At 34.4% G+C, this 14,016-nt stretch carries 11 protein-coding genes; 9 read left to right on the top strand and 2 right to left on the bottom strand.

Annotated elements, in window-relative coordinates:
• Complete coding sequence (locus H510_RS0108075) at positions 1-1,026, bottom strand: sensor histidine kinase (RefSeq protein ID WP_026903860.1); 1,026 nt, start codon at positions 1,024-1,026, stop codon at positions 1-3.
• Positions 1,027-1,246: 220 nt separating this feature from the next.
• Between H510_RS0108075 and H510_RS0108070 the strand changes: the two genes are divergently transcribed.
• Positions 1,247-1,438, top strand: coding sequence for a hypothetical protein (locus H510_RS0108070; protein ID WP_026903859.1), 192 nt, complete (start codon positions 1,247-1,249; stop codon positions 1,436-1,438).
• 2,590 nt (positions 1,439-4,028) lie between these two features.
• Here H510_RS0108070 and H510_RS0108065 read toward each other — a convergent pair.
• On the bottom strand, positions 4,029-4,547 hold the full coding sequence (locus H510_RS0108065) for a hypothetical protein (protein WP_155977896.1): 519 nt from the start codon (positions 4,545-4,547) through the stop codon (positions 4,029-4,031).
• An 85-nt stretch (positions 4,548-4,632) separates the two neighbouring features.
• On the opposite strand from H510_RS0108065, the gene H510_RS19565 reads away from it, so the two are divergent.
• The 8 genes from H510_RS19565 to H510_RS0108025 form a co-directional block, all read left to right on the top strand.
• Positions 4,633-5,667, top strand: a complete 1,035-nt coding sequence (locus H510_RS19565; RefSeq protein WP_026903857.1) for an energy transducer TonB — start codon at positions 4,633-4,635, stop codon at positions 5,665-5,667.
• A 1-nt stretch (position 5,668) separates the two neighbouring features.
• Positions 5,669-6,631, top strand: a complete 963-nt coding sequence (locus tag H510_RS19560; RefSeq protein ID WP_155977894.1) for an energy transducer TonB — start codon at positions 5,669-5,671, stop codon at positions 6,629-6,631.
• Between the two features lie 60 nt (positions 6,632-6,691).
• Positions 6,692-7,108: a hypothetical protein gene (locus H510_RS0108050; protein WP_155977892.1), complete on the top strand. Its 417-nt coding sequence runs from the start codon at positions 6,692-6,694 to the stop codon at positions 7,106-7,108.
• A 286-nt stretch (positions 7,109-7,394) separates the two neighbouring features.
• Complete coding sequence (locus H510_RS0108045) at positions 7,395-8,351, top strand: energy transducer TonB (RefSeq protein ID WP_026903855.1); 957 nt, start codon at positions 7,395-7,397, stop codon at positions 8,349-8,351.
• A 118-nt stretch (positions 8,352-8,469) separates the two neighbouring features.
• A complete protein-coding gene (locus tag H510_RS0108040) occupies positions 8,470-9,426 on the top strand; it encodes an energy transducer TonB (RefSeq protein WP_081659231.1) in 957 nt (318 codons plus the stop codon).
• Positions 9,427-9,437: 11 nt separating this feature from the next.
• Positions 9,438-10,394: an energy transducer TonB gene (locus H510_RS0108035; RefSeq protein ID WP_026903853.1), complete on the top strand. Its 957-nt coding sequence runs from the start codon at positions 9,438-9,440 to the stop codon at positions 10,392-10,394.
• 128 nt (positions 10,395-10,522) lie between these two features.
• Positions 10,523-13,339 carry a carbamoyl-phosphate synthase large subunit gene (gene carB / locus H510_RS0108030; protein ID WP_026903852.1) on the top strand — a complete coding sequence of 939 codons (2,817 nt, stop codon included), beginning with the start codon at positions 10,523-10,525 and terminating at the stop codon, positions 13,337-13,339.
• Between the two features lie 227 nt (positions 13,340-13,566).
• On the top strand, positions 13,567-14,016 hold a 450-nt coding region (locus tag H510_RS0108025; protein WP_026903851.1), incomplete at its 3' end, for a transposase.

The following is a 14,016-nucleotide window of genomic DNA, read 5'->3' as shown; positions in this document are numbered from 1 at the left end:
CTATAAATTTAAATATAATTCGCAGAAATAATGCTCTTCGCCATCTTCTACGGTAAGTTTATATTGCTGTGGATAGGTGAGGTCTAATCTTCTTTTTACATTTACCATACCTATACCACCAGTTTGATCTTTGTTTTGCTTGTTCTTAAGGTTACGTAGCGTAAAAAGTAGGGTGTTTTCAAACAGCGAAATATTGATATAAATAGGGTTACGTTCATCAGTAGCTACACCGTGTTTAAAAGCGTTTTCTACAAAAGATATTAAAATTAAGGGTACAATAACTTGGTCTTTAACTTCGCCCTCTACCTCTAAAACAACATGAGCGCCTTCTCTAAACCTTAACTTTTGAAGCTCTATATAACTTTGTAGATAATTAATCTCTTTAGCCAAATTTACCCTGCTATCATTACTCTCGTAGAGCATATAGCGCATAATTTCTGATAGTTTTAGAATAGCGTTGGGTGTTGCATCAGATTTTTGATAGGCTAAAGAGTAAATATTATTTAGCGAGTTAAATAAAAAGTGGGGGTTAATCTGCGATTTTAGAAAGGCCAACTCTGCCGATAAACTTTGCTTTTCTAAATCGCTTTTTTCTTTCTCATTAAAAAACCAGTCGACAGTAAATTTATAAACAGTACTTAAGAATATAAAGAAGCCATTGGTAAGAAAGAAGGAAATGATATTAGCCCAAAACTCGTTATCGGCTATTTTTTTACCCTCTATGGTGATGTCTAAATTGCTCAGCTTAAACATATAGAAGCTTTCGGCATATTTTATTAATGTAAACAATATCACTACTGCTGAGCAAGAGAAAAACCATAAAAAGAACTTCCTTTTGTTTAGTGTTGCCGGGATAATGATATAGAGGTTAACGTAAAAGATAATCACGTTAAGGATAGACATATTGATGAAATGGATGTAAAAACCCTTGCTAGAGTTAAATCCGCCAGAAGCTACCAAGGTAAATAGGGCAATTAAAAAAGCCCATACCATAGCGTGTAGCATTATTTTCTTTCTCCAGTTCATGTTGTCTAATGTCTTAAAATTATTGATTTTTATACTGTTTTAAACAGTTTTTTTCTACCAACGCCCGTATTTTATCTACCAACAGGTAATGGTCTTTAAAAATGGGTTTATCTGCTAAAATGGCTATTCGTCTTTAAATATAGGGGCTTAGTATAATACTTTTTAGGAAGCTAAAAAGATGGTGAATATTTGTTTCAACAAAACGATAAAACAACATAAGATGAAAAAAATATCAACCACTATATCGCCATTTATCATGTTAATAGTTCCTGTAATTTTAATTTTAGGACTTTCATTAGGATTGAAACAACAGCAAACAGAAGAAGCTTTTGCAGCAGATCATAAAAGTAAAGCTGGTTTATTTGTAAAGGCTGGTGTTTCTTCTATGATAAATGTGATGTTAAAAAAATAAAGGTAATTGGGTTTAAGGATTTTAATATCTTTAACGCTGTTATATGTCTTAAAATTGGGCAATTACGCACAAGGCTTTCCGGCCTCATAGGCGGCCAACCCTAGCCACTTTTTTCTTGATAAAAAAGTTGCCAAAAACTCAAGGCTGATGAATATTTGTTGTTACGTCTAAATAAATCTTTATCCACAATCCTAAGTGGTGTGAAGGGTTTTGCTTGATGAAAGTATTTACAACACCCGTCGGATTGTTTCCTGCTAGTGTTTTATGAAAGTTTATACAAAAGATTTATTTGACTACACTTCCAAATCTCCATAGGCCATCCCTCGTTCTTAGGAAAGATGAGTTTTATATTTAAAGGCAGTTCCTAAAAATCTCAATTTTAGGTTCTTTATACTTTCTACTCTGTACTTTTTACTTTATACTCCAGAAAAGAGCAACCATTCATAAAAAAACAGGCTATCCCGAAAAGCATGGGCAATCCCCCAGAGCCGGAAAAACGAAAAAACAATAGCAGAAATTAAAAAATCTTGCACTTCCAAGCCTATAGCGCATGCGGTTTTGTGTTCGAGCTTTTTTCAATAAGCATAAACGAGCAAAAATAAGCGCTCCCTGTTTTTGAGTGTGGGTAAGCCTTGTGCGACAAAGGCTCCTGTGGGATTGATCAAGGATTTTGATTACTTTTTTCCTCTAAAAAGTAATGGGCCCCGCCGGCTCTTGAGGCGGATAATTATTATCATTAAAGATCTTTGAATTAGTAGGCTTAGCGCTCAAGGCTCTCCGGCCTCATAGGCGGCCAACACTAGCCACTTTTTTCTTGATAAAAAAGTTGCCAAAAACTCAAGGCTGATGAATATTTGTTGTTACGTCTAAATAAATCTTTATGCACAATCCTGAGTGGTGTGAATGTTTTTGCATATTGAAAGCTTCTACAACACCCGTCGGATTGTTTCCCTCCCGCCAGTGCATAATGAAAGTTTTTGCAAAAGATTTATTTACCTATACTTCCAAATCTTCATAGGCCGTCTTTCGTTCTTCGGAAAGTTTGGTTTAATATTATTGGAAGTTCCTAAATATCCGATTTAAAAAGCCTTTCTGCTTTCTAATCAGTACTTTATACTTACAGATACTTCCAGAAAAGAGCAACCATTCATAAAAAAACAGACTATCCCGAAGCGCATGAGCAATCCCCAAGAGCCGGAAAGACGAAAAACAGGAGCAGAAATTAAAAATCTTGCACAACCAAGCCTATAGCGCATGCGGTTTTGTGTTCGAGTTTTTACTAACTTTCAATAAGCATAAACGAGCAAAAATGAGCGCTCCCTGTTTTTGAGTGTGTTAAGGGGTGTGCGACAAAGGCTCCTGTGGGATTGATCAAGGATTTTGATTACTTTTTTCCTCTAAAAAGTAATGGGCCCCGCCGGCTCTTGAGGCGGATAATTAATATCATTAAAGATCTTTGAATTAGTAGGCTTAGCGCTCAAGGCTCTCCGGCTTCATAGGCGGCCAACGCTAGCCACTTTTTTCTTGATAAAAAAGTTGCCAAAAACTCAAGGCTGATGAATATTTGTTGTTACGTCTAAATAAATCTTTATGCACAATCCTGAGTGGTGTGAATGTTTTTGCATATTGAAAGCTACTACAACACCCGTCGGATTGTTTCCCTCCCGCCAGTGCATAATGAAAGTTTTTGCAAAAGATTTATTTACCTATACTTCCAAATCTTCATAGGCCGTCTTTCGTTCTTCGGAAAGTTTGGTTTAATATTATTGGAAGTTCCTAAATATCCGATTTAAAAAGCCTTTCTGCTTTCTAATCAGTACTTTATACTTACAGATACTTCCAGAAAGGAACAAACATTCATAAAAAACAGACTATCCCGAAGCGCATGAGCAATCCCCAAGAGCCGGAAAGACGAAAAACAGGAGCAGAAATTAAAAATCTTGCACAACCAAGCCTATAGCGCATGCGGTTTTGTGTTCGAGTTTTTACTAACTTTCAATAAGCATAAACGAGCAAAAATAAGCGCTCCCTGTTTTTGAGTGTGTTAAGGGGTGTGCGACAAAGGCTCCTGTGGGATTGATCAAGGATTTTGATTACTTTTTTCCTCTAAAAAGTAATGGGCCCCGCCGGCTCATGAGGCGGATAATTAATATCATTAAAGATTAAAATGGCATCTCCGCACAAGGCTTTCCAGCCTCATAGGCGGCCAACCCTAGCTACTTTTTTCTTGATAAAAAAGTTGCCAAAAACTCAAGGCTGATGAATATTTGTTGTTACGTCTAAATAAATCTTTATCCACAATCCTGAGTGGTGTGAAGGGGTTTGCATATTGAAAGCTACTACAACACCCGTCGGATTGTTTCCCGCCAGTGCATAATGAAAGTTTTTGCAAAAGATTTATTTGACTTCACGTCCAAATCTTCATAGGCCGTCCTCGTTCTTCGGAAAGATTGTTTAAACATTATTGGAAGTTCCTAAATATCTGCTCTTTAGGGTCTTTATACTTTATACGCTGTACTTTCTACTTTAAAATATCGCTATTTAGGCATCTTTATACTATGTACTTTTGACTTTCTACTTTTTGAAAACCTTATCTAGTAGGCGTAGCTACATTAAAGCTTAAACTTACTTTAACACTAAGGTCTACCTGTAAGTTGTTCTGTAGCACATACTCCATTTTAATGCTCGAAGTTCCTGTTTTAAGATAATCATCCAACAGTTTACTATTATCAGTATCTAGCATAATAGATCTTCCGGCAGTAGCTGCAATATCTGTTCTAGTAGCTACTAAAGTTTGTTCTTTGCCGTTTACCAAATACAATTTAATCGACTTGAAAGTGCCTAAGTTTTGCGTTGTAGGACTTATAGCATCTATCCTAGCTGATGCAATACGAACTTGTGAAATTTGGTTGTTATTGGTTTGTCCGGTAAAAATTTGATCGAAACTGCGGGCAGCGCTACTGATGCTAAAAGCGTTATTGCTGCTATTCGCAGCGGGGATGATTAAAGTAGCCGTATAAGGAAAAACCGAGCGTACTACAGATTGAACAGTTGCACAGCTAGTAAAAAATAAAAACACTAAAAGTGTATAAATTAATACCTTTTTCATATATTCAAAATTTAGCTCAATATTAGCAATCTTCATTCCAAATTAATAAATTTACTACGTATAAAATCATTCTACCAATTTAAAAATGAAAAACTTGTATCTATTATTAGTGCTTTTGATTTCTTTTTCAGTATCGGCTCAAAAAAGACAAAACATTTATTTTTTAAAAGAAAATGGAAAATCTGTTAAAGAAAAAGACAGCGCAGATTTCATAAGAATTATCAGAGAGCCAGATTCTGGAATGGTAAACTATGAATTGATAGAGTATTATAAAGATGGAAAAATCCGAAGATTAGGACATGTAAGCTCATTTTTACCTAATTTGGTTTTAGATGGTTATTGCACAGATTTTTATCCAAATGGAGCTAAAGAACAAATCGGGTTTTATCAGAAAAATTTAAAAGTGGGCTTATTTAGATACTATTATCATAATGGAGTCTTGAGAGAGAAAAAAAATTATAAAACGCCAATAAGTATTAAAGACTCTTTTGATGGTGGTATTGTGACTTATTTGGCAGATTCTTTAGGAAAATCGTTTCTTGATAGTACCGGTACAGGACAGTTTAAAATGGTTTCTACAAATGGTTCTTTTAAGGAAGGGTTTTATAGAGAAGGATTAAAATATGGACTTTGGAAATCATTTGATATTACTGATGGTTCTATCATAGAAGAAATGTATCAGTTAGGGCAATTCAGAAATGGAAAAAGAATAGAGAGGGATGGAAAAGTTTTTGAATATAAAGCTAGAGAAACTTTACCAGAATTTCCTGGAGGAAATGCAGCATTTGGAGAATTTTTAAGTCGTAATTTATATTACCCAAAGGAGGCTAAAGAGCAAAATATAAAAGGACGAATAATAATAAATTTTGTTGTTGAGAAAGACGGATCCTTAGCGAATTTGAAAATACTTAGAGGTATTGGTGGCGGCTGTGGCGAAGAAGCTTTAAGGGTATTATCGAAAAGCCCTAAATGGAAACCGGGTATACAAAATGGAAAATTCGTTAGGATTTCTTATACGGTTCCAATAGTATTTAACTTACAAGAGAAAGCAGAATATCAAAATCCATTTGAAAGATCCTCATTTGATAGCTACCATAATACCAATAGAAATAACTTTTAAAATGAAATCATTAACAACAATATTTTTATTATTTATTACCATAAATGTAACAGCACAAAAAAGGCAAAATATTTATTTTCTTAAATATAACGGAGAATTAGTTAAAGAAAGAGACAGTGCAGATTTTATAAGAGTTATTTCTGAACCAGACTCTGGTCAGGTATTTTTTGAACTGATTGAAAATTATAAAAACGGTAAAGTTAAAAGATTAGGTTACGTAAGTTCTTTTGAACCTAAGCTTATTTTAGAAGGTTATTGCAGAGACTATTATCCTAATGGAAATAAAAAAGAAATGGGTTTTTATCAGAAAAATTTTAAATATGGAGAGTTTAAGGTTTATTATCCTAACGGGGTGTTAAATGAAAAAGCAATTTATAAAATGCCTGTTAAACTTCACATGGAGGAATCTCATTGCAAGATTATTTATTTTGCTGATTCTTTAGGCAATTCCTTTTTAGATAGCACAGGCACAGGGCATTTTAATATTATTTATAGAGATGGATTTGCTCTACAAGGAGATTATTTAAACGGTTTAAAAAATGGAATTTGGAAATCTTCTAATAGACAAGACAGCTTTACATTAGAAGAAGAGTATAGATCAGGACAACTGGTGCAAAGAGTTAGAAAAGAGAATGATGGAAAATCTTTAGAGTTATTTTTTGATGTTGATACAGTACCTGATTTTGTAGGTGGATTTAAGGCATTTAGTGATTTTTTATCAAGAAACCTTGTTTACCCTGCAGATGCCAGAGATACTGGAAAACAAGGACGGGTAATTATGAATTTTATTGTAGAAAAAGATGGTACTTTAACTGAATTTAAAATTATTCAATCTGTTTTTCCCTCCATAGATAAAGAAGCACTAAGGGTTTTAATGGTATCACCAAAATGGAAGCCTGGTATTAGAAGCGGTAAACCGGTTAGAGTTAGTTTTAATATACCTATTGTATTTAAATTAGGGTAATATTATTTCTTCCAGATAGCGTTTGTGAAAAAAGATAATTTTAACCAAACTATAATAACTATGCTTAACAAAAACATTCTTTTATTGATATTCTTCCTGAGCTTTTTAAGCTGCAAAAAGAGTGAAAATTCTACTGTTACCATAACATCTAAAGTATGGAAACCATCTTTAACAGATGCAAATACGGCATCTAATCCTTCTACGAATGTGCAATACCATCCTTTTTTAAACTGCGAGCAGGATGACACTTATCAATTTGGAACAAATGGAAAATTAACCATTAACCATGGCGCCATAAAATGTGAGGGAGAGGAAGCTATTAAAATTGTAGATTACTTTTATAACAGGGACACGAAAGAATTAACTATAGATAATATAAAATTTAAGGTGGCAGAAGAATCTAAAATACAATTAAAATATTATTCTGTATTGCCTGAGATAAGTGGTTATTCTTACTTAGTATTTATTTTTAACTAACGTGAGTTCGGTTTGAGCAGCTAAAAAGAAGTCCAATAAAGTCATCTGATAATCTCCCTTTTGTATTTGGCTTAAATAATTAATTGTTTTAGTTAAGTAAATAGAACGATATAAAAATATTGTTCTCTGGCCAATTCGAGAGATCATTATGGTTTATTTGAGCTTAAGTTTTTTGCCAAAAAAGCTTATAAGGCTGCTGATACAGCTTAATTTTAAGTGATAAATTGCATTTATATTTAAATAAACATTTTACCTAAAACCTTAGATAATAAAAATCAATAACACCATGAAGAATGTAATCATGCTACTGCTTATGCTAATAGCAGGTAGCACCTCTGCTCAAGAAAAACAAAACACCTACTATTTCAACAAAAACGGTAAAGAAGTTCAAGACAAAGATAGTGCAGATTATATCAGAACTATAAGCTCTCCTGAATCTAGAAAAACTTACTTTAAATTGATAGAATATTATAAAAATGGTGCTATTAAAAGAATTGGAACAACTTCCTCCAAGGAGGAAGTAAAATTAGAAGGAGAAGTTACTACTTTTTATGATAATGGGAAAAGAGCAAGTTTAAAAAACTATGTAGGAAATAGATTAGTTGGTCCTGCTTATGAGTATTTTAAAAATGAAGAGTTAAAATCATATCGTTATTATGATGTGCCCTCTGCCAAGTATAACAAAGTAGAAATAAATTATAAAACCTTACAAATAGGAGATTCTACAGGTAGAAAGTTCTTAGATGGTGAAGGTAACGGGGTGGTAGAAAGTAGAAGTGAAACCTGGGCAGAAAAAGGCCTTTATAAAGATGGCTATAAAGATGGTTTGTGGCAAATGCAAGATTTAAAAACGCAGATTGTTTATGAAGAGATTTATGCTAAAGGTGTTTTGCAATCTGGTACTTATAAGTTGACGGATGGTAAAACAGGAGTTTATACTGTTAAACAAACTTTAGCTAAATTTAAAAACGGAGAGCAAACTTTATTTGAATTTTTAAAAGGTAATTTAAGATATCCAACTGAGGATAAATTAGCAAAAATAACGGGCAGTGTTCAAATTAGTTTTATAGTAGAAGCAGATGGAAGCCTTAATAGTTTTAAGGTATTAAAGTCTCCTTCTGAGACTTTAACAAAAGAAGCAATACGTGTTTTACAGCAGTCGCCAAATTGGGAACCAGCTCTGCAAAGAGGAATTCCAATAAAGTCATCTTACACTCTTCCAATTCTATTTAATTTGAGATGATATTAATAAAATTGCTTTTTCTAGGTAATTGTTTAGTCAACTTGATGCGAATTTTTAAATTGTACTATATTTAAACAAATGTTTACCTAAAACCATAAAAAATAAAACCTATAACACCATGAAGAATCTGATGATGCTACTGCTTATGCTAATAGCAGGTAGCACCTATGCTCAAGAAAAACAAAACACCTACTATTTCAATAAAAACGGTAAAGAAGTTCAAGAGAAAGATAGCGCAGATTATATCAGAACTATAAGCGCAATTACTGGTAATGAAAAATTATTTAAGCTGGAAGAGTTTTATAAAAATGGAAAACCAAAAAGAAGTGGTAAAACCTCATCTGTTATAAGCATAAAATTAGAAGGTATTATTACTGTTTACAATGAAAATGGTATCAAAGAGAAAGAACAGTCTTACAGCAGTGGAAAACTTTTAGGCGAACAAAAAGAGTTTTATGAAAATGGTCAAATTAAGCTAGTTAAAGTTTTTGATAAACCTACTGATATGGAGAAGTCTTATATCGATACTAATTTTAGAGTGCTTGAAGTTAATGATGTTTTAGGCAAGAAATTTTTGGATAATGAAGGCAATGGTAAAGTAGATTTAAAAACAGCAGATTATCAGGAAGAAGGATTTTATGTAAATGGGTATAAAAATGGTCTTTGGAAAGAACGAGATTTTAAAACTAATACTTCTTTTGAGGAATTTTATGATCATGGTAAATTCATAAGTGGGAAAAGAATAGATGAGGATGGAAAAATCATCAATTACAAGGAGAAATTTAAATTACCTCAATTTAGAGGTGGAGGCAATAAATTTAGTGAATATCTTTCTAGAAGGCTAGTTTACCCTTCAATTGCTAGAGCCAATAAAATACAGGGTAGGGTAATTTTGAATTTTACAGTAGAAAAAGATGGTAGTTTAACCAACCTAAGGGTCATGAGATCGCCAGATGATGAGCTGGCAAATGAAGCACTACGTGTTATGACTGACTCTCCAAACTGGACTCCAGGAGAAAATAGAGGTAAGGCTGTACGCGTAAATTATAGTCTGCCAATCGTATTTAAACTTTAAGTGATTCTTTTATGAAACTATTACTAACCATTATTCTACTTTCAATAGTAGAACTAACACAAGCCCAAGAAAAACATAACACCTACTATTTCAAGAAAAACGGTAAGCAAGTTCAAGAAAAAGATAGTGCAGATTATATCAGAACTATAAGCTCTCCAGATTCTGGAGAAACTTATCATAAACTGGTTGAGTACTATAAAAGTGGTACACTGAAAAGAACGGGAAGAACTTCTTCCACGAAGTCAGCTATGTTAGAAGGAGAGGTTACTACTTATTACGATGATGGGAAAAAGGAGGCTGTTAAAGTCTACGCAGAAAACAAATTAGTTGGCCCTGCTTATGAATATTTCAGAAACGGAGAGCTAAAATCGTATCGTTATTTTGAAGTACCATTAGATAGGTACAACATGGCAGAAACCAATTATAAACTTTTACAAATGGGAGATTCTACAGGTAGAAAGTTCTTAGATGGTGAAGGTAACGGAGTAGTAGAAACTAGAAGTGAAAATTGGGTAAGTAAAGGTCCTTATAAAGGTGGTTATAAAGATGGGTTATGGGTATTGCAAGATTTAAAAACGCAGATTGATTATGAAGAAGTTTTTTCAAAGGGTGTATTACAATCTGGTACATATAAATTAATAAATGGAAAAACTGGTAAGTATACCGTTAGGGAAACTTTGGCTACATTTAAAGGTGGTCAGAAAGCTTTATTTGAATTTTTAAGAAATAATATAAGTTACCCTCCAGAGGATAGGATTGCCAAAGTAACGGGCAGAGTAATTGTGAATTTTGTAGTTGAAGCAGATGGTAGCCTTAATAGTTTTAAGGTGATAAAGTCTCCATCGGAGACTTTAACCAGAGAAGCGATACGAGTTTTACAAAAATCGGCTAATTGGGAACCAGCCACAACAAGAGGAGTTCCAGTAAAATCATCTTACACTCTTCCTGTAATATTTAATTTGAGATAATTTAAGCTTCGTGATAAATTAAAAAAAAAGATATCTCAATAAGCACAATTTTTCTATCTTTGCATCCCGACAAACAAGTCGGGTTTTTCTTTTTATCGCGTAAGAAAACCCACAAATAATTTACGCACATGCCAAAAGATACTTCCATTAAATCCATCCTGATCATCGGATCTGGTCCTATTATTATCGGTCAAGCTTGCGAATTTGATTATGCTGGTTCACAAGCCGCTTTATCTTTAAAAGACGAAGGTATTGAGGTTTCCATCATCAACTCAAATCCGGCAACTATCATGACGGATAAGGTTATTGCAGACCATGTTTATTTAAAACCTTTAACTGTAGCTTCTATAGAAGAGATTTTACAAGAACGTAAAATTGATGCGGTTTTACCTACTATGGGTGGTCAAACTGCGCTTAACTTGGCTATCGAGGCAGAAGAGCGTGGTATTTGGGAAAAATATAATGTAAGAATTGTTGGTGTTGATACCGCTGCCATTGAGAAAACAGAAAACCGCGAAGCCTTTAGACAATTGATGGTTGATATTGGCATTGGGGTTGCAAAATCTAAAATCGCAAACTCTTTTTTAGAAGGTAAAGAAGCAGCTCAAGAAATTGGCTTCCCGTTGGTAATTCGTCCTTCTTATACTTTAGGAGGTTACGGAGGGGGTTTCGTACATAAAAAAGAAGATTTTGATGCAGCGCTTTCTCACGGTTTACAAGCTTCGCCTACGCATGAGGTTTTGGTAGAGCAAGCTGTATTAGGCTGGAAAGAGTATGAATTAGAGCTATTAAGAGATAATAAAGATAACGTTATCATCATCTGTTCTATAGAAAACTTCGACCCTATGGGGATCCATACCGGAGATTCTATTACAGTAGCTCCTGCGATGACACTTTCTGACCGTTGCTACCAAGATATGCGTAACCAAGCCATCAAAATGATGAGGGCTATTGGTAATTTTGCAGGTGGTTGTAATGTACAGTTCTCTGTAAATCCAGTAAACGATGAAATTATCGCTATTGAAATTAACCCACGTGTTTCTCGTTCATCAGCTTTAGCGTCTAAAGCTACTGGTTACCCAATTGCGAAAATTGCTGCTAAATTGGCTATCGGTTATAACCTAGACGAGCTAGAAAATCAAATCACTAAAACAACTTCGGCTTATTTTGAGCCTACGATAGATTATGTAATTGTTAAGGTTCCACGTTGGAATTTCGATAAATTTAAAGGTGCTAATACCGAGCTTGGTTTACAGATGAAATCTGTAGGTGAGGTAATGGCTATCGGTCGTTCTTTTATTGAAGCATTACAAAAAGCTTGTCAGTCTTTAGAGATAGGCAGAGCAGGTTTAGGTGCCGATGGCAGACAAAACCGCAACATCGAAGACATCATGCATAAGCTAGAGCATCCAAGTTGGGATAGATTATTTGCTATCAAAGATGCTTTAAGAATGGGTGTGCCGATAGAATCAGTAAGAAAAGTTACCAAAATAGATAAGTGGTTCTTAAACCAAATACAAGAATTGGTAACCTTAGAGCAAGAACTTAAACGATACAACTTAAACAACATCCCTAAAGATATTTTCCTTACGGTGAAGCAAAAAGGCTTCTCTGATGTTCAAATTGCTTGGATTTTAGGTAACGTAACAGAAGATGAGGTTTACGATAGAAGAAAAGAACTAGGTTTAAACCGAGTTTATAAAATGGTGGATACTTGTGCGGCAGAGTTTCCGGCACAAACGCCATACTACTACTCTACTTACGAGGGCGAAAATGAATCTCGTCCATCAGACAAAAAGAAAATCATTGTTTTAGGTTCTGGTCCAAACCGTATAGGCCAAGGTATAGAGTTTGATTATTCTTGCGTACACGGCTTAATTGCTGCTGGCCAAGAAGGATATGAAGCTATTATGGTAAACTGTAACCCAGAAACAGTATCTACAGATTTTAACATGGCAGATAAATTGTACTTCGAGCCTGTTTTTTGGGAGCATGTAAGAGAAATTATTGATTTAGAACAACCAGAAGGTGTAATTGTACAGCTTGGTGGCCAAACAGCCTTAAAAATGGCTGAGAAGTTACACGAAAAAGGCATCAAAATTATAGGTACTTCTTACAATAATATGGACATTGCCGAAGACCGTGGTCGTTTCTCTGATTTATTGAGAGAATTAGACATCCCTTATCCACGATACGGCGTAGCAGAAGATGCTGAAGAAGCTATAAAAGTAGCTAATGAAGTAGGTTACCCGGTATTGGTTCGTCCGTCTTATGTATTAGGTGGTCAAGGTATGAGCATCGTTATCAACGATGAAGATTTAGAAAAAGCTGTTGTAAAATTACTTGGAGATTTACCAGGAAACAGGGTTTTAATTGATCATTTCTTAGACAGAGCAGAAGAAGCAGAATCAGATTCTATTTTTGATGGCGAGGATGTACATATCATTGGTTTAATGGAGCATATTGAGCCTGCGGGTATTCACTCCGGAGATTCATTCTCGGTTTTACCTCCGTTTAATTTATCTGATGCAGTTATTGGCAAAATGGAAGAGTATACAGAAAAACTTGCTAGAGCTTTAGATATTAGAGGTTTAATGAATATCCAGTTTGCTATTAAAAACGAGGATGTTTATGTGATAGAGGCAAACCCAAGAGCATCAAGAACGGTTCCTTTTATTGCTAAAGCTTATGATGTGCCTTATATCAATATCGCAACTAAAGTAATGTTGGGTACTAAGAAGTTAAAAGACTTTAAAATAGAAAGAAAATTAGAAGGTTATGCTATTAAAGAACCCGTTTTCTCTCACCATAAATTCCCTGAAATTCAGAAAGAATTAGGTCCTGAGATGAAATCAACCGGAGAAGCTATCCGTTTCATCAAATCTTTAGAAGACCCATATTTTATTCAGTTATACAAAGAGAAATCAATGTATTTATCTAAATAGCAAGAGATAAAATCATCAAAGCAAAAGCCATCTGTTAATTTTAGCAGATGGCTTTTGAATTTTTGTATGATGCCAAAGTCTTAAAATTGCTTGCTTTTAGGAGTATTATTTAGTCGAGTCTTAAGAAGTATATAAAATTATGATTATCAACACTTTGCGTATAATTTTATTGTGAAATAATTGCAAGATTTGTTATATTTATATCGTAAAACTTGCAAATATTTAAGATGCTTCCCAATAAAAAACCAGAGAATCAAACCAGCCTATTTTTCACTTTTGAGCACACCCTAAACCGCCACCATCCCTTATTTTTACTTGCCAACAGGATAGATTGGAGTGTTTTTGAAAAGGCCTTTGCCCCACTCTATTGTAAGGATAACGGCCGTCCGGCCAAGCCCATACGTTTAATGGTGGGTTTACTGATGTTGAAACATATCCGTAACGTATCAGATGAAAGCGTTGTAGAGCAATGGAGCGAGAACAATTATTACCAATACTTTTGTGGAGAATCTACTTTTGTATGTGGTGCCCCCTGTGAGGCCTCAGAGCTGGTTCATTTTAGACATCGTATTGGGGAAAAAGGAGTAGAACTGATTTTGCAGGAAAGCATCAGGGTTAACGGCAAAGACGGTCATGATGATACCGTGAGTATAGACACCACGGTACAGGAAAAGAAC

Source organism: Pedobacter glucosidilyticus DSM 23534, assembly GCF_000425145.1.
GTDB classification, from domain to species: domain Bacteria; phylum Bacteroidota; class Bacteroidia; order Sphingobacteriales; family Sphingobacteriaceae; genus Pseudopedobacter; species Pseudopedobacter glucosidilyticus.
Note: the sequence above shows the minus strand (reverse complement) of the source record. Positions and strands in the feature narration are given on the sequence as shown.

Coding starts and splice junctions, on each gene's coding strand:
- H510_RS0108075 (WP_026903860.1), bottom strand. CDS start 1,026: ATGAACTGGAGAAAGAAAATAATGCTACACGCTATGGTATGGGCTTTT.
- H510_RS0108070 (WP_026903859.1), top strand. CDS start 1,247: ATGAAAAAAATATCAACCACTATATCGCCATTTATCATGTTAATAGTT.
- H510_RS0108065 (WP_155977896.1), bottom strand. CDS start 4,547: ATGAAAAAGGTATTAATTTATACACTTTTAGTGTTTTTATTTTTTACT.
- H510_RS19565 (WP_026903857.1), top strand. CDS start 4,633: ATGAAAAACTTGTATCTATTATTAGTGCTTTTGATTTCTTTTTCAGTA.
- H510_RS19560 (WP_155977894.1), top strand. CDS start 5,669: ATGAAATCATTAACAACAATATTTTTATTATTTATTACCATAAATGTA.
- H510_RS0108050 (WP_155977892.1), top strand. CDS start 6,692: ATGCTTAACAAAAACATTCTTTTATTGATATTCTTCCTGAGCTTTTTA.
- H510_RS0108045 (WP_026903855.1), top strand. CDS start 7,395: ATGAAGAATGTAATCATGCTACTGCTTATGCTAATAGCAGGTAGCACC.
- H510_RS0108040 (WP_081659231.1), top strand. CDS start 8,470: ATGAAGAATCTGATGATGCTACTGCTTATGCTAATAGCAGGTAGCACC.
- H510_RS0108035 (WP_026903853.1), top strand. CDS start 9,438: ATGAAACTATTACTAACCATTATTCTACTTTCAATAGTAGAACTAACA.
- carB (WP_026903852.1), top strand. CDS start 10,523: ATGCCAAAAGATACTTCCATTAAATCCATCCTGATCATCGGATCTGGT.